At 49.8% G+C, this 20,028-nt stretch carries 27 protein-coding genes; 23 read left to right on the top strand and 4 right to left on the bottom strand.

Annotated features, from left to right (window positions below):
• The first annotated feature begins 15 nt into the window (after nt 1-15).
• Together M1D70_RS21365 and M1D70_RS21360 are read left to right on the top strand one after the other, a co-directional pair.
• Nucleotides 16-648 carry an HAD family hydrolase gene (locus tag M1D70_RS21365; protein WP_456287871.1) on the top strand — a complete coding sequence of 211 codons (633 nt, stop codon included), beginning with the start codon at nt 16-18 and terminating at the stop codon, nt 646-648.
• Between the two features lie 109 nt (nt 649-757).
• Nucleotides 758-1,039 (top strand): hypothetical protein, encoded by a 282-nt coding sequence (locus tag M1D70_RS21360; RefSeq protein ID WP_456287870.1) that lies wholly within the window; start codon nt 758-760, stop codon nt 1,037-1,039.
• Between the two features lie 38 nt (nt 1,040-1,077).
• Here the strand turns inward: M1D70_RS21360 and M1D70_RS21355 are convergent, their stop codons facing one another.
• Nucleotides 1,078-1,263, bottom strand: coding sequence for a hypothetical protein (locus tag M1D70_RS21355; protein WP_456287869.1), 186 nt, complete (start codon nt 1,261-1,263; stop codon nt 1,078-1,080).
• Nucleotides 1,264-1,530: 267 nt separating this feature from the next.
• Here M1D70_RS21355 and M1D70_RS21350 point away from each other — a divergent pair, with 267 nt between their 5' ends.
• Both M1D70_RS21350 and pyrE read left to right on the top strand, forming a co-directional pair.
• Nucleotides 1,531-2,409: an HAD family hydrolase gene (locus M1D70_RS21350; protein WP_456287868.1), complete on the top strand. Its 879-nt coding sequence runs from the start codon at nt 1,531-1,533 to the stop codon at nt 2,407-2,409.
• Nucleotides 2,406-2,939 carry an orotate phosphoribosyltransferase gene (gene pyrE / locus M1D70_RS21345; protein ID WP_036671106.1) on the top strand — a complete coding sequence of 178 codons (534 nt, stop codon included), beginning with the start codon at nt 2,406-2,408 and terminating at the stop codon, nt 2,937-2,939. The genes M1D70_RS21350 and pyrE overlap by 4 nt, the downstream gene beginning before the upstream one ends.
• Nucleotides 2,940-3,055: 116 nt before the next feature.
• Here pyrE and M1D70_RS21340 read toward each other — a convergent pair whose 3' ends face one another.
• Nucleotides 3,056-3,922: a LysR family transcriptional regulator gene (locus M1D70_RS21340; RefSeq protein ID WP_456287867.1), complete on the bottom strand. Its 867-nt coding sequence runs from the start codon at nt 3,920-3,922 to the stop codon at nt 3,056-3,058.
• A gap of 146 nt (nt 3,923-4,068) precedes the next feature.
• On the opposite strand from M1D70_RS21340, the gene M1D70_RS21335 reads away from it, so the two are divergent.
• The 13 genes from M1D70_RS21335 to M1D70_RS21275 all read left to right on the top strand — a co-directional run bounded on the left by M1D70_RS21335 (nt 4,069) and on the right by M1D70_RS21275 (nt 13,395).
• Complete coding sequence (locus M1D70_RS21335; protein WP_456287866.1) at nt 4,069-4,416, top strand: DMT family transporter; 348 nt, start codon at nt 4,069-4,071, stop codon at nt 4,414-4,416.
• Entirely contained in the window at nt 4,416-4,730 is a 315-nt protein-coding gene (locus tag M1D70_RS21330; protein ID WP_456287865.1) for a DMT family transporter, read from the top strand. Before M1D70_RS21335 ends, M1D70_RS21330 begins: the two co-directional genes overlap by 1 nt.
• Before the next feature lie 141 nt (nt 4,731-4,871).
• Nucleotides 4,872-6,566 (top strand): M3 family oligoendopeptidase, encoded by a 1,695-nt coding sequence (locus M1D70_RS21325; protein WP_456287864.1) that lies wholly within the window; start codon nt 4,872-4,874, stop codon nt 6,564-6,566.
• 139 nt (nt 6,567-6,705) lie between these two features.
• Nucleotides 6,706-7,587 carry a GNAT family N-acetyltransferase gene (locus tag M1D70_RS21320; protein ID WP_456287863.1) on the top strand — a complete coding sequence of 294 codons (882 nt, stop codon included), beginning with the start codon at nt 6,706-6,708 and terminating at the stop codon, nt 7,585-7,587.
• 38 nt (nt 7,588-7,625) lie between these two features.
• Entirely contained in the window at nt 7,626-8,171 is a 546-nt protein-coding gene (locus M1D70_RS21315) for an NUDIX hydrolase (RefSeq protein ID WP_456287862.1), read from the top strand.
• Nucleotides 8,172-8,205: 34 nt separating this feature from the next.
• Complete coding sequence (locus M1D70_RS21310; RefSeq protein WP_009589931.1) at nt 8,206-8,838, top strand: histidine phosphatase family protein; 633 nt, start codon at nt 8,206-8,208, stop codon at nt 8,836-8,838.
• Nucleotides 8,839-8,993: 155 nt separating this feature from the next.
• A complete protein-coding gene (locus M1D70_RS21305) occupies nt 8,994-10,004 on the top strand; it encodes a phosphotransferase enzyme family protein (protein ID WP_009589874.1) in 1,011 nt (336 codons plus the stop codon).
• A 39-nt stretch (nt 10,005-10,043) separates the two neighbouring features.
• Nucleotides 10,044-10,256 carry a hypothetical protein gene (locus M1D70_RS21300; RefSeq protein WP_009589787.1) on the top strand — a complete coding sequence of 71 codons (213 nt, stop codon included), beginning with the start codon at nt 10,044-10,046 and terminating at the stop codon, nt 10,254-10,256.
• 11 nt (nt 10,257-10,267) lie between these two features.
• Nucleotides 10,268-10,963 (top strand): cyanophycinase, encoded by a 696-nt coding sequence (locus M1D70_RS21295; protein WP_456287861.1) that lies wholly within the window; start codon nt 10,268-10,270, stop codon nt 10,961-10,963.
• A 125-nt stretch (nt 10,964-11,088) separates the two neighbouring features.
• The gene (locus tag M1D70_RS21290) at nt 11,089-11,442 is read left to right on the top strand and encodes a DUF952 domain-containing protein (protein WP_456287860.1); all 354 of its coding nucleotides are present in this window, start codon (nt 11,089-11,091) and stop codon (nt 11,440-11,442) included.
• Nucleotides 11,443-11,485: 43 nt separating this feature from the next.
• Nucleotides 11,486-11,773, top strand: coding sequence for an antibiotic biosynthesis monooxygenase family protein (locus M1D70_RS21285; protein ID WP_036664092.1), 288 nt, complete (start codon nt 11,486-11,488; stop codon nt 11,771-11,773).
• 158 nt (nt 11,774-11,931) lie between these two features.
• The gene (locus tag M1D70_RS21280; protein WP_456287859.1) at nt 11,932-12,462 is read left to right on the top strand and encodes a DinB family protein; all 531 of its coding nucleotides are present in this window, start codon (nt 11,932-11,934) and stop codon (nt 12,460-12,462) included.
• A gap of 39 nt (nt 12,463-12,501) precedes the next feature.
• Nucleotides 12,502-13,395, top strand: coding sequence for a phosphotransferase family protein (locus M1D70_RS21275; protein ID WP_456287858.1), 894 nt, complete (start codon nt 12,502-12,504; stop codon nt 13,393-13,395).
• A gap of 32 nt (nt 13,396-13,427) precedes the next feature.
• On the opposite strand, the gene M1D70_RS21270 is transcribed toward M1D70_RS21275, so the two are convergent.
• Together M1D70_RS21270 and clpP are read right to left on the bottom strand one after the other, a co-directional pair.
• Nucleotides 13,428-13,640, bottom strand: a complete 213-nt coding sequence (locus tag M1D70_RS21270) for a hypothetical protein (protein WP_009590043.1) — start codon at nt 13,638-13,640, stop codon at nt 13,428-13,430.
• A gap of 71 nt (nt 13,641-13,711) precedes the next feature.
• Nucleotides 13,712-14,293: an ATP-dependent Clp endopeptidase proteolytic subunit ClpP gene (gene clpP / locus M1D70_RS21265; protein WP_009589802.1), complete on the bottom strand. Its 582-nt coding sequence runs from the start codon at nt 14,291-14,293 to the stop codon at nt 13,712-13,714.
• Nucleotides 14,294-14,470: 177 nt separating this feature from the next.
• Between clpP and M1D70_RS21260 the strand changes: the two genes are divergently transcribed.
• From M1D70_RS21260 to M1D70_RS21235, 6 genes are all read left to right on the top strand, one after another.
• The gene (locus M1D70_RS21260) at nt 14,471-15,205 is read left to right on the top strand and encodes an RNA polymerase sigma factor (RefSeq protein ID WP_036671122.1); all 735 of its coding nucleotides are present in this window, start codon (nt 14,471-14,473) and stop codon (nt 15,203-15,205) included.
• Nucleotides 15,206-15,395: 190 nt separating this feature from the next.
• Nucleotides 15,396-15,908 carry an NUDIX domain-containing protein gene (locus M1D70_RS21255; RefSeq protein ID WP_456287857.1) on the top strand — a complete coding sequence of 171 codons (513 nt, stop codon included), beginning with the start codon at nt 15,396-15,398 and terminating at the stop codon, nt 15,906-15,908.
• Between the two features lie 17 nt (nt 15,909-15,925).
• Complete coding sequence (locus M1D70_RS21250) at nt 15,926-16,600, top strand: HAD family hydrolase (RefSeq protein WP_456287856.1); 675 nt, start codon at nt 15,926-15,928, stop codon at nt 16,598-16,600.
• Nucleotides 16,601-16,618: 18 nt separating this feature from the next.
• Complete coding sequence (gene fosB, locus M1D70_RS21245) at nt 16,619-17,044, top strand: metallothiol transferase FosB (protein WP_456287855.1); 426 nt, start codon at nt 16,619-16,621, stop codon at nt 17,042-17,044.
• Nucleotides 17,045-17,089: 45 nt separating this feature from the next.
• Nucleotides 17,090-17,674, top strand: coding sequence for a CDP-diacylglycerol--glycerol-3-phosphate 3-phosphatidyltransferase (gene pgsA / locus M1D70_RS21240; RefSeq protein WP_456287854.1), 585 nt, complete (start codon nt 17,090-17,092; stop codon nt 17,672-17,674).
• Between the two features lie 153 nt (nt 17,675-17,827).
• Nucleotides 17,828-19,963, top strand: coding sequence for an Ig-like domain-containing protein (locus tag M1D70_RS21235; RefSeq protein ID WP_009589988.1), 2,136 nt, complete (start codon nt 17,828-17,830; stop codon nt 19,961-19,963).
• Nucleotides 19,964-20,028: the final 65 nt, after the last annotated feature.

Genomic DNA, 20,028 nt, shown 5'->3' with positions numbered 1-20,028 from the left:
GGGATTGTCTTTGATATGGATAACACGCTGCTGCATTCCAGCATTGATTTTGGTGCAATGAAGCGGGATATCTATGCCTTTTTGTGCGATCACAGCATTTTGCCCCCAGGCCTGTCCATGGATACCCATACCACCTCAACCATCATAGCTGAAGCCATGAATACGGGGCAGCTGTCGGAAGAGCTGAGCTGTAGGATGTGGGATATTGCCAAGGAACATGAAGTCCAAGGAATGATGGGAGCAAAACTTGAAGATGGAGCTTTGGAGCTTGTCCAGCAATTACATGGACAGCTGCATCTTGCTATCGTGACGAACAATGCGGTAGAAGCAGCGATGACTGCATTAGAAGAGAACCGGATTGCTCATTACTTCGATCTCATTATCGGCAGGGAAGCCATGGGCTTATTAAAGCCTGCACCGGATGGATATATGGCGGTACTCCAGCATTTTTCGCACACTTCGCCAAAGGAGTGGCTCTCTGTCGGAGATGCCTGGGTGGACGGCAAGGCCTCCGAGAGCGCCGGAATTCCATTTATCGCATATCGTGGGGACATCGTGAGAATGAACCGCATGGGAGTTTTTCCGTTTTCCGAGATTCAGGACATACAAGAAGTCGTGGGGTATCTTCAGCCGCGTATCACTAAATAATTTTCGGAGGTGCCAACCCTATGCTGAGTTTTATAAGGGAAATTCCTCAAAAGACTGGGGTCGTTCGCAGAGCCGGTATTCTGTCGGGCATGCTGGCCGAGGTTACGTGATGAGATGGTATTTGTCCCATGTGTCTCTGACATTGTTTATCTGCATCACCCTGTTCACGCTGTACAGCTTCATGTTTCCGCCGGAGGCAGGCAGTCCCTTACAGGGACTGTCGTATGCGTCGATTCTTCTGTTGTCGCCAGTGGGGATTCTATTAGCACTCATTAGCATTACTCGTGGTGAACTATCACGAATCGGTATTACAGCCATTGCAGGTCACTCCGTGCTGCTATTATTTCTTTTTCTATTTATGACACTGGGATACCTGATTCTCGGTGTGTAAGGTTACCAAAGAAAGGGTAAGTCATGCCTGCTCTCCGTTCATTCGTTCCCAATGCCTGCAAACAATGTATCCAACACCCGATGTACATACTCATTCTGCTCTTCATCGGACAAGGGGAGGCCTAGAAAGTTTAATTGAAAAGCATATTGATAGCAGCTTCCCAGCAGCATGTCCGCAGCGGATCTCGGTTTAACAAACTCCGATACTCTCCCGATTCGCTGCACCTTGAGCAAATAGGATTCAACGGCTTCATTTGCCCGGTGGGGGCCTTCATTCCGAGCGGTGAAGCCTTCTTGATGCTGGGCTAACAGTCCTGGCTCAGAAATAAACGTACATTGAAGCGAAATAAGCAATTAAGCTTTACCATCTTCATCTCGAAAGTTGTATAATCATGGAAGACGTCTAACTCACACGTATGGCCCAGTCTTGGCATGAGCTATTCTAAGGCTGGGTTTTGTCACATACCGACGGCGAAGGAGGACTGCTTCACTATGAAAAAAAGAGCATATATTACGGATCTCGACGGGACGCTTCTGCGATCGGATCAAACCTTATCACCCTATACGATGAACGTTGTCACGGATGCATTGGAGCGGGACTTGATCGTCACGTTTGCGACTGCCCGCGGTTATATTAGCGCTCAGAGCGTCGTTTCGGATATCCCGTGGAAATACCCCGTGATTCTATATAACGGCGCTTTGATATATGACGGGTCGAATCAAACCGTTGTGGATGGATACTGGCTGGAGCGCGACATTTCGAATGAGATTATCGGCGTTGGGAAAAAGCACGGCATTACACCCTTTTATTTCTCGCTCGATAAGGACCAGCGGGAGCGTGTTCTGCATGAGACGCTGCGCAGAGAGGGAGAGATGACCTTCTATGCCGGCCGCCCCCATGATCCGCGGTTCCTGGAAGTGAAGAACCTGAAGTGTCCGCCGGATTACCGGACGTTGGCTCTTACCTACATCGGATTACATGAAGAATTGGAGCCGATTCGGCAAGAGGTCACGGCATTATACGGCGACGTGATTCATGCGCATATGATGCCGGATTATTACATTCGCAACCACTACTTCCTCGAATTCAGCCATGCCAAAGCAAACAAAAGAGACGGCCTCCAATTATGGTCCGCCCACATGGGGATTGATCTGGAGAACACGGTGGTGTTCGGCGACCACATCAATGATGTCGGCCTGTTCGAGGCCGGAGGCACCCGGATCGCGGTCCGGAATGCGCACGAGACAATCCAGCACCTGGCTGATCATATTGTCGACTCGAATGAGCTGGATGGCGTTGCGCATTATATCGAGGAGCAGATGGAACTGGCGGGAATTAATACGATCATATCCACACTGGGAGGACCATGATGACGTTGAACTTGGCAAAGGAAATCTATGATGTAACCCATTTAACGGGAACCTTTACTTTACGCTCGGGTCAAACGTCTCATGAGTATTTTGATAAATACTTGTTTGAGTCAGATCCCGCTATTCTGGCCCAAGTAGCTGAGGAGCTGGTCGGGCTTATTCCTGAAGATACGGAAGTGTTAGCAGGACTTGAAATGGGGGGAATTCCGATTGCAACTGCGCTATCCTTGAAGTCAGGCACTCCGTCCGCATTTGTAAGAAAAAAAGCAAAGGAATACGGCACCTGCAAATTGGCGGAAGGTTCGGACATTAAGGGTAAACGCGTATGTGTGATTGAGGACGTGGTGACGACCGGAGGACAAATCTTGTTAAGCGTTCACGAATTGAGAGAAGCTGGAGCGGTCGTCGAGCATGTCATCTGCGTCATTGAACGTAATCCGGCAGGAAGACAGAGACTGGAGGAAGCCGGTCTTACTTTGCATTCCCTGTTCAAAATGGATGAGCTTATAGCTGCAGGGAATATTGATTAGGCTTGAGATGAACATTACGAAACATTTCAACGGCCAGACGATTTGTTCAAGAGGAAATATCGACTGCATCTCACGGCTGGATAAATGTCATGGTGATGTTCAGGCCTACGTATAACTCATGATCTTCCCTTCATCTCAAAATTGACCTTAACCAGCTCGGCAAAAGCAGAAAACGCCTTGTTCCTGAACCGGTCGTTGCGCCGGACCAGGCTAGTCGAGGTGTGCCGGAAGGCTTCCGGGACCTGATAGCTGCCCATATTGGCATATTCTCCGCTTAAGACGGAGCTGGGAAGCAGCGCAGCCGCAAGTCCTGACCGTACAATGCTGAGCTGGGTTTCCAACGAGGAGACCTCTATCGTATTGGTTAGAGGAATGCCTTCGCTTAGCAGCCATGCTTCAAGGGCGCTTCGAAACGGGCATCCCGCGGGGGCTACGGCCCATTTGGTCACCGCAAGATCGGGAAAGGGCTGCTCTTTGGATTTGGTCAGCAGCATGACTTCATCCTCTTCAATATAATCGGCTGCCAGCTTTGTCGGAATGGTTCCTGTCACAAAAGCCCCGTCCAGCTGATAGTTCAGAACTTGAGTAATCAGCTCCGAAGAGCTGCCAGTCAACAGCGACAGCGTGACGTCAGGGTACATGGTTTGATAGTCGGACAAGGATTGAATGAAGTGCCCGCAATGAACCGTGTCCACGACGCCAATGGCTAATGAACCGCTTGGATACGGCTGTTCCTGCACGGCTCTCACCGCTTCTTCGGACAGGTTGATGATGGTACACGCATAGTCCAGGAACATACGCCCTTTCTCCGTCAAGGTTACTCCATTGGAGTGCCTGTTAAACAAGGGAACCCCCAATTCATTCTCCAGTTTTTTGACCCGGGCCGTTACATTCGACTGCACATACCCAAGCTGCTCCGCGGCGCGGGTGATATTCCCTTCATCGGCAATCCTCAGAAAAACCTTCAGATCGGTAAGCTCCATCTAAACCTTCCTCTCTCCTTCAGGCATCACTAAAAATGATGACATCATTATTAATGATCATTATACGGCATGCCAAATTTGGATTACAATCACAACGACATCATAAACCGATTTAAACAAATACAGAGTGGAAGGGATGTTGGGGGATGAAGAAGGCATGGTGGCTCTTATTATTGGCGGGAGCGCTGGAGGTTGTCTGGGTATCCGGTTTAAAACATTCCGATGTATGGTGGCAGTGGGTCATCACCATCGCATCGATCGTATTCAGTTTTAAAATTTTTTTGGACTCCGCGGCGAAGCTTCCCATCGGCACGGTCTATGTGATCTTCACAGGACTCGGCACAGCCGGCACGGTGCTGGCGGAGATTCTCGTGTTTGGCGAGGAAGCGAATCCCGTCAAGCTCCTACTGATTGGCATGCTGGCCGCAGGCGTGCTGGGGCTTAAGCTGGTCACGAAGGATACGGATCGTCAAGCGAAGGAGAGTGGCATCTAATGGAATGGATCGCTCTGATTGCAGCCGGGTTGTGCGAGGTTCTGGGTGTTATTGCTTTAAGACGGGTAACCCTGCACCGCAGCTTGGGATCCTACGTTTTTTTAGCCTGTTCGCTTGGCTCCAGTTTCCTGCTGCTGACGTATGCGATGAATTTCATTTCCATGGGAACCGCCTACGCGATTTGGACGGGAATGGGGACGACAGGCAGCACGCTGCTGGGGATGTTCGCGTTTGGAGAACCGAAGGAATGGCGCCGTATGTTCTTCATCGCTTTGATTCTCGCTTCAGCCATCGGACTTAAGATCATGACGTAACCAATCGGGGTGTATAGAATTTCATAGACTGTGAAGGATATTCGGATTTGTATATAGAATTTACATATAGTTTGGTGATTTGAAGCCATGCGATCAAACGCCAGGATGCATTTTTTATTTTGGAAAGGACAGGTGTATCTTATGAAATTCAGCGAGTATCGCTATGAACGCCCCGACGTAAAAGCTTTTGAGCAAAAGTTCAAGGAACAACTGAACGCCTTCACCTCCGCCGGCACGTACGAGGAACAGGATGAGGCGATGACCCGTATTAACAAACTTCGCAGCGAGATGGATACCCTGAGTCAACTGGTGTACATCCGTCACTCGATTGATACGAACGACGAGTTCTATAAGGCAGAGCAGGATTTCTTCGACGAGAACGGACCGGTCATCCAGGAATACATAACGGATTATTACCGGGCCCTCGTGGATTCGAAATTCAGAGCCCAACTGGAGGACAAATGGGGACGGCAGCTGTTTCAGCTGGCTGAGCTATCGCTCAAAACCTTCAGCCCTGAGATCATCGAGGATTTGCAGCAGGAGAACAAGCTGACGACGGAATATGCGAAGCTGATCGCTTCTGCAAAAATTCAGTTCGAAGGCGAAGAACGCACCCTGTCGCAGCTGATTCCGTTCCAGCAATCGACGGATCGCGATATGCGCAAACGCGCAATGGAGGCTTCCAGCGGTTTCATGGCCGAGAACGAAGCCACCTTCGACCGCATCTATGATGATCTGGTCAAGGTGAGAACCAAGATTGCCAAGAAGCTTGGCTTCAACAATTATGTGGAGCTGGGTTATGCTCGCATGGCCCGCACGGATTACAATGCGGAGATGGTGGCTAATTTCCGGAATCAGGTGCTGGAGCATATCGTTCCGGTTGCGTCCAAGCTGAAAGAACGTCAGCAGAAGCGGATCGATGTGGATCAACTGCTGTACTACGACGAGAATTTTTCCTTCAAATCGGGGAATGCCACGCCGAAGGGCGACCCGGATTGGATCGTGAACAACGGCGCGAAGATGTACGAGGAATTGTCTCCGGAAACTCACGAGTTCTTCACCTTCATGCAGGAGAACGGCCTTATGGACCTGGTTGCCAAAAAAGGCAAGCAGAGCGGCGGATACTGTACCTATATCAGCGAGTACGGCGCACCGTTTATCTTCTCCAACTTCAACGGGACTTCCGGCGATATTGACGTGCTGACGCACGAAGCCGGTCATGCGTTCCAAGTGTACGAGAGCAGAGGTTTCGAGGTACCGGAGTATGGATTCCCGACTTATGAGGCATGCGAAATCCATTCCATGAGCATGGAATTCTTCACATGGCCGTGGATGGACCGCTTCTTTGAGGACGAGGCGGATAAATACCGCTTCGACCATCTGGCGAGCGGACTCATCTTCATTCCTTACGGGGTAACGGTTGATGAATTCCAGCACTTCGTTTACGAGAATCCGGATGCTACGCCGGCCGAACGGAAACAGGCATGGCGTGAAATCGAGCGGAAATATCTGCCGCACCGGAACTATGATGATAATGCGTATCTGGAGCAAGGCGGCTTCTGGCATAAACAAGGACATATCTTCAATTCGCCGTTCTATTATATCGACTATACGCTGGCTCAAATCTGTGCATTCCAATTCTGGAAGAAGATGCACGAGGACCAATCCGCGGCATGGGCGGATTATCTGCACCTCTGCCGTCAAGGCGGCAGCAAATCCTTCACTGAACTGGTGAAGGTGGCAGGCCTGATCTCTCCATTCGAGGATGGCTGCGTCACTTCCGTCATCGGCAGCATCGAAGCTTGGCTGGACAGCGTGGACGATGCAGCTCTTTAAATCGAAATAAGTTATGCAAAGACATGCAGGAGCACACGAGTGGGTACATACCCAGGTGTTTCCTGCATGTTTTTCATAGTAAGCATCTCCCAATGTGCCATACTTATTTAATGCCCATATACCAGGAGGAATAAAGAACATGATTACGTACAAACCGTTAAGCGAGCTTCCGATTCGGGAAGTATCCGAGCTGTGGAATCTCTCGTTTGAAGGCTATATGGTGAACGCTTCCATGCCGCTGGACCGCTTCATTGCCCGGATCGGGAATGATGGCTTATGTATGGAGCGCTCACTCGCTTGTTATGTGGATGGCGAACCGGCCGGCATCGTCATGAACAGCTTTCGATTGGATGACGGCGTAACCATTGCGCGTAACGGAGGGACGGCAATAGCTCCGAATTTCCGGGGCAAAGGAATCGGCAGATCCATGATGGAGAAAAACGACGCCCTCTATAAGGAGCAGGGCGTGCGTCGTGCCTATTTAGAGGCGATCAGCACGAATGCGGCCGCGATTCGCCTTTATGAAAGCGTCGGATATGAAATCATCGATCGGCTGCTCATCATGACAAATGAACAATCGTTAGAGCCGCAGGACCAGCAGCATTCGTCGACCTCGTTTACGTTGGTCAGAGGCCTAGCCGCGGAGGCCGCCTCCGCAGACTTCTATCGATCCGGCGAAGTCTGGCAGACAGACGCTGCCAGTATCAAGGACGGCGAGTGCGTGCTTGTTTATGAAGGGGAAGAACTTGTGGGCTACGGTTTGTTTAAGCGTGCGTTCGATGCTGCGGGCCGTTTGCAGGCGACCACGCTGTTCCGCTGCGAAACCGCTCCTGGTTACCGGGATGCCATAGCCGTGTTGAAGGCAGCAACGCTCGAGATGATGCAGCCTGGTTCCACTTGCAAGCGATCCGCATTCAATATCCGGGCTTCGCATAAGGAATTGGTGGATGTGCTGGAGGCGCTTGGGTTCGCCAGCTCGTTGGAGCAGGTGCTTATGGTTCGCGACTACAACGCTACTTAGGTTGCATGAATATCTGCAAGGCTGGAGGGATTACGCTTATGAGAAAAAGCACGGATCTAACCCTGTATCCGGCCCTATCGAATGATATCCATTGGGGCGTGGTGCGAGCCCGGTTTGCCCTGGGCGAAGATTTCGATGAATCGATGGTCAGCAATGTCACGATTATTCCATTCGCCGGGGAACGCTGCGTTATTTTTCAGATAGCGGACGGCAGCTGGGAGCTTCCTGGCGGAACCTTGGAGCCTGGCGAGGCTTATATCGAGGGACTCCGGCGGGAAGTGAGGGAGGAGCTAGGCGCAGAACTCGAGTCATACCGGGTCTTTGGCCAGTTTCGCTGCAAGTCCAGCAGCAAGACACCTTATCGGCCGCATATTCCCCATCCTCATTTTGTCCGATTGGTTGGGTACGGGGATGTACGCATCGTTGGAGAGCCGCTGAATCCCGAGGATGGGGAGCAGGTCATCGCAGTGGAGGCGGTTGAACTGGAGGAAGCCGTGAAGCGATTGGAGGAGACGGGCAGGCAGGATATCGCGGATCTTTACAAGCTGGCTTATGCCATACGACAAGGTGACCGCTTAGAGTAATCGACGATGACTCACTAGGTAGGGAGGAAGGAACATGAAAGAGACAACCACCATTTATCTTGTCAGACACGGACAAACCGAGTGGAACGTGCAGCATCGTTTTCAAGGTCATATGGATTCGCCGCTGACGAAGCTGGGCATTCAGCAAGCGGAATGGCTCGGCGAAGCCTTGCAGCATGAACCATTTGATTTCATCTTCTCCAGTACCAGTTCAAGGGCATACCATACGGCCGAGCTCATCAAGGGGAACCGGAATGTGCAAATTACGGCATGTGATGAATTCAGAGAGATTAATCTGGGGGGATGGGAAGGAGAGATGCAGGAACGGATCCGCGAAATGTATCCTCAGCAGTTGGATCATTTCTGGAATCATCCGGAGCTGTTCGGTGTCGAGGGGTGTGAGACGTTTCTCGAGGTCAGAGAGCGTGCGGTTAACAAGCTGAACGAAATCGTCGCTTCAAATCCGGGCTCTCGTATTTTGCTGGTCACGCATACCGTGGTGGTTAAGCTGTTAATGGCTTATTTTGAGGGGAGAAGTTTGGATCGGCTGTGGGATCTGCCTTACATCCATCCGACATGCCTGAGCAAGATCGAGCTGACCGATGACGTCCCTTCCATCCTTCTGCATGGGGATGTCAGTCATTATAGGGAGGAGCAAGGCGTCTAATGATCGTCAGAGAAATATGTTGCATGAGGAACTCCCCCCCAAAAAAAATTCCCCGAATGGAGGGGCAGTTGCTGAGTGAGACCATGAATCAGGATGGGGTTTTATAAGATCGATCATAGGGGGAGCGCGCTGATCAGAAAAGAGGTGTATAGATATTGGAACACTTATTTCAGGAGCTGTTACAGCATTATTTTCATGGCCCTGTGTCTTCGATCGAGACCGTGCCTTTCGGCATGACGAATGATTCCCGAATTGTCGTAATGAACCAAAAGAAATACGTCGCGAGAATATACAATCGTCACACGAAGAATGAAGAGAGATTACGGTTTGAGGTTGGACTAACAGCCTATCTGGAGAGTTGTTGCTTATCGTTTGATATTCCATGTTTCGTTTCCAGTAAGGATGATGCCAATTACGTGGTTCTATCGGATGGTTCCCTGGGCTCCCTGACACGGTTTATCGAAGGAGAGGTTCCTGACCTATCCAGCATGTCCGATGTCCTTAGTTATGGGCGGACAGTTGGGGAAATATCATATGCTCTTCAACAATTCGAATCGGATTCCGTTGATGTAGCTTATCCTGCGATTGCGTTCCATGATTTTTACAACCTCCATTCTCTAGCCAATCAGACGAAAATTAATGAGTTTTTGGTATGCCCTCCATTTGAGATTGATGCCGAACAGATAGCTGTATTGCAAGGATACTATGAATGTGGGTTTAACCGTGCACCTGAATTGAATGTACTGCCAAAGCAAATGGTCCATCATGATATTTTAGTTTTTAATCTCTTGATCGATCCCCAGTCCAGGGAGATGAGTGGTGTATTGGATTTTGATTTTGCCGCTAGGGACATACGGATATGGGAACTATCCATCTGTCTAAACCATCTTCTTCAGCATGAGGACCAGACCTTGACGAAGGTCGAATTATTTTTAGATGAGTATCGAAAAAAAATGAGGTTAACCCGTGCAGAGATCGATTGGATTCCCTATACCATGCAGTTATATTATGTTTCGTTATTAAGCATCTATATCGGACAGCATTTGGCCGGAAGGAACATCACCTCCTATTTTCAACTTATGTTGAAGCAACTTATGATCAGAAAAGAATGGATGGAACGGAATCAACATGAGTTTGTTGAGATGTTGTATTCGAAATGTTTATGAATGTGTCAAGCAAACAACTTCTAGGATGTGATTTATGCTGTGAGATTACCTTATAAAATAGGTTATGCCGTTACATTGGTTTGGCTGGTCTGGATTGTATACGGTTATATGAATTATGACGATATCGCTGAGCGCGGCCAGCTATCCATCGTTCTGTTAAGCGCCGTGATTGGCATCATCCTGCTGCCGATCTATTTTATATCCGTACTGCTGTATTCTGTTTACAAACGGGATCCGCGAAAGAAAAAGTAAGGGGGGATATCTTGAAGGATCGATATCTATTTTTGCTCGGTGGACATTCCTTTCAAGCCGAAGCGAATCGACAGTTTCTAGAGCAAGCGGGCGGTTCTCATGCCAGGATTGCGTTGTGCATCATGAACCGGCCGGGCTGGGAGGAGTATGTTCCGTTGTTTCAGCAGATGTGGACTGAAGCGGGAATGACCCAGAACGTGAGCGTGATCGTTCCCGATGAAGACGGGAATCTGGACATGGGACACGCTGAGCAGGTGCTGTCATGGGCCACGGGAATATTTATTGGCGGGGGTAACACGGAGAAATACCATCACTATTACGCGACGGGGCCTTTTAAAGAGCTGTTAATCGACCGCTATGAGAATGGCGTTCCGATTGCCGGCAATTCGGCAGGTGCCCTAATTCTTCCGGAGACATGCCTGATATCCCCGCTTGATAATGAACAAGGCATCATGATGTTTAAGCAAGGCGTAGGGCTGTTCTCGAATGTCTTGATCAGCGTTCATTATACGGAGTGGGACGACCAGTCCAACCTGCTGCTGGGAATGAAGACAGGGAAAGTGCGTCACGGCATCGGCATTGATGAGCAGGCATGCGCCGTTTTTATCAATGGACAGCTGGCGTCCTCGTTGGGGGAATCCGTCTACACCGTAACCTACGAGGATTTTGACGAGGACCGATATACGATAGTGAAGAGGACATCTTGAAGGATGTCTTCTTTTATAGTTCATCCGAAAAGCAGGTCACCTTGAAATCACGTACCAGGGATCTGGTTTTTCTATCGCAAGTGTGTCAAGATTAAACGGAAAATAGACGGAGGAGACTGGACGGAATGATCTATCATATTATTTCGAAGCAAGCATGGATGGAAGCGCAAGGTAAGGACATGTACGAGCCGCCAAGCCTGCAGACGGACCGATTTATTCACTGCTCGACCGAGGCGCAAGTCAGCGGCGTAGCTAACACAATTTACACAGGCAGAACCGATCTGCTCGTTCTGGGGATTCAAGAAGATCAGGTGGACGCGGAGATCATATTTGAGGATTTATATGAGCTGAATCAGCTGTATCCGCATATTTATGGCGGGTTAAACCTGAGTGCGGTTCGGAAGGTTTATCGTCTGGAGACGGATGAGGATGGCGTTTTTGCATTCCAGGCTTCTCTTGAGCTTGAGTATAAAGGATAGAAAAGCCGTAATACCTCAACTTAATACAAAGGGGGAAGCATGTATGATACTCGAAGTGGCCATGCTGCAGGTGAAGCCGGGACAAACGGCGGATTTTGAACGGAATTTCCAAGTCGCGTCAGGAATCATCTCGAAGATGAAGGGCTACATCCATCATGAGCTGAAGCGATGCCTGGAGGATGATCATAAGTACATTCTGCTGGTGAAATGGGAGACCCTGGAGGATCACACGATAGGTTTTCGGGAATCCGCGGAATATCAGGACTGGAAACAACGGCTGCATCACTTTTACGATCCGTTCCCTGTTGTAGAACATTATGAAGAGGTGTGAATCGAAGCAACATTTTTCATCGTCAGCGAATCACGGGGCTTTTTCGATCGTTGACTGCAAGTGGTGCTTTTTTGAACAGGTCCGGAACCGAGTGATATAAAGGAAAGCACTGTGTTTATATAGACATATAGCGATACGACTTACAAGGAGATGTAAATATGGTGAAATTCCAAGATATCGTGCCTTACATGGATCAGGTTCGTCAGAAATTAACGAAGGTGCTTGAGTCTTTCAGTCCGGATGACAAGGGGTTGCGCGAGGTTCCCAACGGTTGGAGCGTAACCGAGATTGTAGAGCATCTGGGGAAGCTTGAAACCATGATTCAATACCAATTGAAGCAAATGCTTGAGCGGGAACCCGTTCAGCCCTCAGAGCCATTGGAAGAAAAAGTGACTGATGTCAGCGAGATTCTGTCCACCAGCGGCATCATCGGCAAAAAGATTAAAGCCCCTGAACAGGCCATGCCCACCGGTGTATTATCTTATGATGAAGCGATGGATAAGCTGAATCGAGTACGGGAAACAACGAAGCAGATCATAACGAAGCTGGCCGAGCGAAATACGAATGATCTGCACGATCTTCACCCGTATGGATTCGAGCTGAATGCTGCACAGTGGGCCCACTTTATAGCGATACACGAGACCCTGCATATCAGACAGCTGGGACGTATCCGGGAGGCGAATCAGTAACCGTTAAGGCAGGTGTTCAAGTTGAACGTCGAAGAGTTGATGACAGAGGTATACGGCATTCAGCCGCTTAAGGTCGAGCCCATGTCATTCGGCCATACCAATCAGGTGTACAGCGTAACATTTCCGGACCGGCAAATCATTCTACGAACCAATCGCAAGCCCGACGTCCTGAAGCATACTGCAAACAACATAGCGATCCTATCATCGCTGGGCTTGCCGGTACCGAGCGTGATTCGAACGGATGTATCCCTTCAGAAGGTCCCCTATGCTTACATGATGCTAGAGCATGTTCCGGGCCGTGATCTGCGATATGAGCTTGAGGGCATGACGGATGAACAATTGGACGATCTCGCCGGACAGATCATCGTTTTCCAGCGCAAGGTGTCAGAGCTTCCCTTGGGCACCGGATTCGGATGGGTTCCGATCGGAGATCAGGGGCCTTTTACATCCTGGGCGGAGATCATCGATCGTGATATCCGCGATCATATCGGCAACATAACCGGTGAGGTTGCTCCGGACATCATCGTTCAATTGCAGCACATCAAGCGGCGATACGAGCCTGATTTCGACCGGATAGAGCCTGTCTGTTTCCTGGATGATCTCACGATCAAGAACGTGATTGTGTCCGATGGCACGCTGCAAGGTATCGTGGATTTCGATTGGGTCTGTTATGGAGACCCGCTGTACATGATTGCCCTCACCCAAACGGCGGTGGTCTCTGATATCGGAGACCGGGGAATGGCCTACGTAGAGGCGTTATGCAGGCAGTGGGGAGCGGACCGGGAACAGCGGACACTGATTGATTTTTACTCCGTCGTTCATGCGCTGGCATTTATCGGCCATCATCAGAGGGAGCAGAACGAGGTCTGCAAACAGCGCATGGTTTCATTCATAGTAGACAAAATAAAGCATGATGCAAACAGAACCGCATGAGCTTAAGAGCCCATGCGGTTCTTGTTGTTTTATCAAGAAGTTGGCGCAAAGCCCACTCTCGGTTTGTCCCGTTCCTTGGTATTCACCGAAACGTAGCGGATCGCGGTTAACGGTACGTACAGCATCTCGTATTCATCTTTGTATCGGATGAATTGTTCGCCTACTTCCTCCAGCGTGCCGTTTCGCACATAACTTCCATCCGTAAAATAGATGCTCACTTCCTGATTCAGCAAATTTTTCAGCATATACGGTTCACTCCTTGTGAATAAAATAGAGTATCGGGGTTAATCGGATCATGGGCATTCATCGGATAGCGTCACAGTTTGGTGACGATGTCGTCAATGATCCCGTATTCCTTCGCTTCTTCCGCCGACATAAAATAATCCCGCTCCATATCCTTTTCGACGCGTTCGACGGACTGACCTGTGCGCTCGGATATAATATGCGCCAGCTTCTCACGGGTTTTCAGGATGCGTTTAGCCGTAATGGCGATATCGGTGGCCTGCCCCTGTACACCGCCCAGCGGCTGATGGATCATAATTTCGCTGTTCGGCAGAGCGAGGCGCTTGCCTTTGGCGCCAGCCAGCAGCAGGATCGCACCGTATGATGCGGCGAATCCCGTGCAGATGGTGTTGACTTGAGGTTTGATTATCTGCATGGTATCGTAAATGCCAAAGCCCGCCGATACCGAGCCGCCCGGACTGTTGATGTACATATGGATATCCTTCTCAGGGTCCTCGGCCGCAAGAAACAACAGCTGCGCGATAATGCTGTTGGCGATGGCGTCATCGATGGCTGCGCCCACAAACACGATCCGATCCTTCAGCAGTCGGGAATAAATATCGTATGATCGTTCGCCACGGTTGGTTTGTTCAACAACATAAGGAACAAAATTCATGGTTTCATCCTCCATCTTCGTAAGGTTTTCGTGATTCAGCAAGTAAACGAAGAGACCGCTGCAAAAGATACTAAAGAAACCACGAAATATATTTTTGATGACAGCGTAACGAAAAGCACGCTTCATTCGTTTACCTATAAGATATCCTACCGAGATGTGGAAAGGAGTTGGATTCCGATGACGATCTATCGACCGAGCGCCACCACGGCGGCCGACCAGGGCCTGGCGGAGCTGAATGCTGCCCTGCACAGGTATTGTCTGTCCCTTACAAACTCCTCATGGGATTCCGATGATCTGGTGCAGGACACATGGATCAAGGCGCTGGAGCATTTGCAGCAGCGGAGCCATGCCAATCCCGAAGCTCTCCTGATTCGGATCGCCAAGAATACATGGATTGACCGGGTCCGCCGGGATCAAACCTATCGACGAATTCTGGATGAGAAGCTGGAGCACGTATTGCCTAAAGAAGAAGCCTCGAACGAGGACAGCAAGCTGAACATCGAGTTCGCCTTTCAATGGCTGATGGAACATTTGTCTCCCCTGCAGCGAACGGTGCTGCTGCTTCGTGAGGTGTACGAATATTCCATTTCGGAAACCGCGAATATGCTGCAAACGACGGACGGAGCGGTAAAAGCGGCCCTTCATCGAGCTCAAAAGGTGCTGCAATCGTTGAACCCGGAGGAAGAGGAGCTTGGATTGGCTATGCCGGAAGAGGCAGAGATGACCCTGAATCTTCAGGCATTGGCAGAGGCATACCAATCCGGGGATGTCGAAGCTGTCGTTAGGCTGATTCAATGGAACAGCAGCGGGGCATCGGCCATTGGAAGCATGGCTCCGATGGAGGTTCAATCGCCGACCGCGAGTTATATGATGTATGGCGGGTATTCGGCCGACATGCGAATGGCCGCGTAAAGCGAAGATCCAACCAGGTGGATCATACATTGCCGTTAAGGCCGGAGCAGAAGCTGCTCCGGCCTTTTTTGACGAGGATTAACAACCGGTGAATAGTGGCAACAGATATACATGAATCTCCGTCCATCGTATCGTCTTCCAGCGCTTGGGGTTGTATACTATAACCAAGCAGATCGGACAGGAATGAGGGATGAGGTTGCAGACCGAAGTGAAGCTGTACACCATGTGCATGATACAAGACGGAAGCAGAATTTTGCTGATGAACAGACCGGATGACAAAGGATTCCCCGGATATATTGCCCCCGGCGGCAAGGTGGATTTTCCGGAAAGCATTGTAAACGGAGCCATTCGGGAGGTTCGGGAGGAAACCGGCTTGATTGTGAAGGACATCATCTATAAAGGTCTTGAAGAATCCTGTGAACCGAATACGGGGTTTCGGTACATGGTATTTAATTATTTGGCCACTTCCTTTGAAGGGGAGCTGCTTGAGCATCCTCCCGAAGGGGAACTGTTATGGGTGGATCGAGAAGAGGCGTTGAAATTGCCCATGCAGGATTGGTTTAAACGAAGGTTTCCTTTGTTTTTCGAAGAGGGAACGTTTGAATTAAGCGAGATATGGGATGAAAAGACAGGGCACGTTCTGGAGGAAATTGTTAGGCGGTATCCGGTCAGAATACCACAGGCGGCAGGTCTCGCCGATTAACGAAGGGAGCGGAGGGTATGCCAGTCGAGGCGGTGTTCTTCGATTTATATGAGACGTTAATCACGGAGTTTGCAGACGGCAAGCGGGTATCTAAGAGATCCTATGATTATATGGATAGACTCGGGCTATCGGACGCGGAGTTTAAACAGGAGTGGAGCACTCGTTCGGAGCGCAGAATGAATGGGCATTTTCCCGACTATCATTCGGTGATCCGCGACATTCTGGAATCTCGCAGTTTGCCCTATCCTCAGGAACACGTGGAATTTCTATATCAGTCGAGAGTCAGCGAGAAGAAAATTCCTTTCCATACGATCTCGAAGGAGATCTTCAGGATGCTGGAACTTCTGCGGGAACGGGGACTGAGGCTGGGCTTGATCAGCAATTGCTCGGAAGAAGAGGTGGTTTCTTTTGGCCAGAGCGGATTGGCCCCCTACTTCGATGACGTTATCTTCTCTTATCAGGTTGGGGTAGCCAAGCCGAATGCAGAAATCTATCGATTGGCTTGTGAGCGCTTATCCGTAAGACCGGAGGAAGCCCTGTTTATCGGGGATGGCGGTTCAGATGAGCTGAGAGGAGCGGGCAGTGCCGGATTAATGCCATATCACGCCTATTGGTACAATACGTTTATGGAGAGCGGGTATGAGAAGATCCGTCAACCGCTGCATGTGCTGGACATCATTGAATCTATATAGAAAGGGAGCCGCCGAACAATGAATCTGCAGGCCATTAACCATATCTGCTTTTCGGTTTCGCACTTGGAACGGTCCATTGGTTTTTACAGGGACGTGTTTGGAGCCAAGCTTCTGGTCAGAGGGCGAAAGCTGGCTTATTTCGATCTGAACGGGCTGTGGATTGCTCTAAACGAAGAAGACGTGGACCGAAGCACGGCAAACAGAACCTATACGCATATTGCATTTACCATCGATGAGCAGGATGTGGAACCGACGCTGGTTCGCCTTCAATCGCTCCAAGTGGAGATTTTGCCGGGTAGGGCAAGGGACGAGAAGGATAAGAAGTCGATTTACTTCCTGGATCCGGACGGGCACATGTTCGAGTTTCATACGGGCGGATTGCAGGACAGGCTGGACTATTACCGAGCGGATAAAGAGCACATGACCTTTTACGATACCGAATAGTTGGGGGAAGGAACGATTCCAATTGCAGATCGAGGAGATGAGCCGATGAACCTTGCCAACCGCATAACGATAGCCAGAATATTATTGATTCCCGTCTTTATTTTATTTTTTGCCGAGTATCCGTTATGGTTGACCGAGAACAGCCGCTTCTTCGGATTCATTCATGCTTATGGAACCTACATCGCGCTGGGCGTGTTCATTCTTGCATCGGCTACGGACAAGCTGGACGGTTACATTGCACGGAAAATGAATCAAATCACGAACCTTGGAAAATTGCTGGACCCGCTCGCAGATAAACTGCTCATATCGGTCGCCTTAATCATGATGGTTCAATCCGGCATGGTTTCGACTTGGATCGCCGTTGCCATCATCGCCCGGGAATTCGTCATTACGGGACTTCGGATGGTCGCCTCCGAGCAGGGAATCGCATTGTCCGCTGATAGGCTCGGCAAATTGAAAATGGTCCTTCAAGTCACAGCCATTGCAGCGGTATTGCTGGATAACGCTCCGTTTACGTTCATCAGGATGGTCCAAGTGGACGAATTGCTCATGCTTGCCGCAGTAGCCTTAACGATTTACTCAGGCATCCATTATCTGTGGAACAATGTTAAACTCATTCAACTAAGCTGAGGAGTTTATTTTAATGAACAACCGCAGATGGGAAAATATCCTACTTTGTGCCCATTTTGGCTTCAGAAGGTAACGATTTAATCCGGGACTGTCGATATACAGATAGACTGGAAAAAAAGCCTGCGAGACAGAAGGTACAAAGGAGAGAAATAAATGAGCTTAAACAGAAAGACAACGAAGATCTTTCTTGTCGTTGTGATGATGTTGGCGATGGTTTTTCCAACCAGCGTATTCGCCGCCTCCGGGGACGTAACATCGATTGAATTTGACACGAACGAGAGCAAAATTTACTTAACCGTTAATGAAACAACGGAACAACTTCGCGTATTGGCTAACATTGAAGGATCTTCCACGAAGAAGGACGTAACCAATGAGACGACATGGACTTCGTCCAACACGAGAATCGTAAAGGTTGACGGCGGTCTCATTATTCCGCTGGAGAAGGGTACGGCTCGTATTACGGCAAAATACAAAGGCGCAATCAAAACGATTGATGTCGACGTCAAATTTGCCATCGACGAGTTCAAGCTGGATCAGCCGGATAAAGTGGAGCATAAGCTTGGAACGGAAGGTTTAACCGTTAAAGCACTGGCTGACGGAACGAACGACGTGACAACGGAATCGAAGTGGACCACTTCCGATGACAGCGTAGTGAAAGTAAGCAAAGGGGAACTGACCCTCGTAGGACTGGGCAGCGCAACCGTGACTGCGGATTACAAAGGGCTCAAGGCTTCCTTTACGGTCAAAGTCGTCGCTCCTTACCAAAAGCTTGCGATCGTTCCGGGCGAGGATCAGGAGCTGCTAGTCGGTGATGCGCCTGTGGATCTTAAAGTATTCGCCAAGCAGTCGGAGACCGATGCAGGTACGGACGTAACGGACAAGATAGAGTTGAAATCGTCCAACACTTCCGTAGCAACGGTTGAGGATGGCAAGCTGAAGCCGGTGGCATTGGGTAAATCCACGATCAGCGTGAGCTATCTGGGTTCGACTGCCAAGCTGGATGTGTATGTGCGCAATCCATATGAAGCTTTGATACTGGATCAGACGGATTTCGTCAAGAATCCGGTTCTGTTTATGAACGATTCGATTACGGTAAAAGCCAAGGTTCGTAATGCGGCTTCCCAATCCATCGACGTGGCCGGGGAATGGACCTCATCCAATCCGCTGGCGGTATCCGTCAACGGTGGCGTGATTACGGCAAGAGCTAAGGGAACCTCCACCATCAAGGTGAGCTACCTCGGAATCAGCAAAGAATTTACCGTTAAGGTGTATCCGACGGTAACCAAGTTTGAAACAGAGGACACGAAGGTGGATGTGCTGAAAGACGAATCCAAATCCTTCCCTAAAGTGACGGGAACGCTTCTGGACGACGAGGAAGAGGATTTCAGCAGTGCGGTGACCTGGACATCGAGCGATGAGAACGTGGTAACGACCGAAGACGGCAAAATCAAAGGCATCGATGCCGGTACAGCAACAATCACCGGTAAGATCGGTTCCAGAGAAGTAGCGACGCTGCCGGTTACGGTTAACGAAAAAGTGCTGGTGCTGCTGCCGGATGTTGAGGAGTATCAGCTGGTTATAGGCAGAAGCAACGCGCTGCCGAAAGTAAATGCCGTATTCGAGGATGGCGAAGAGAGCGATGTGACCTCTTCCATCGAATGGTCGCTGACAGGATCTGCGGCTGTCATTAAAGACGGTACGATCAAGGGCTTAACGAAAGGCTCGACAACGCTGAAAGGCACATATTTGAACAAAGAGGTCAAGATTCCGGTCGTGGTTGAACAGGAAGTCGTTAAGTTTGTCGTAGACCCGGAGAATATTGACCTCAACATCAAGAAATCCAAATCGATTAAAGTTACAGGCTACTACAGCAACGGCAAAACGGTTTCGCTCTCATCCAAGATGAATTGGAGTTCTTCGGACACCGCGATCGTAACGGTATCCAGAACCTCCGTTAAAGCGGTTGCCGAGGGTAAAGCAACGATTACGGGTTCATACCAAGGCAAAGAAGTCACCGTTAAAGTAAACGTGGTTCCGAAGATGACGAAATTGATCGCCAGCGAGAAGAAACTGAACTTGAAGCCCGGTGACGTCAAAACCGTAACGGTTACGGCCGAATATGATACCGGCGCAAAAACGAGTGTTGGGGACACCGCCGTGTGGACAACCAGCAACTCCAGCGTGGCCAAAGTAACGAATGGACGCATTGAAGCGATCGCGAAGGGAACCGCCCGCATTAAGGGGCAGTACAATTCGAAGACCGTAACCATTACCGTCTCTGTGAAATAGTTAGGACAGCATGCTGCAACAGCCCGGCTCTAAAGATGAGCCGGGCTGTTGTCTGTTCATAAGAA

Source organism: Paenibacillus sp. AK002 (assembly GCF_053903045.1).
Note: the sequence above shows the minus strand (reverse complement) of the source record. Positions and strands in the feature narration are given on the sequence as shown.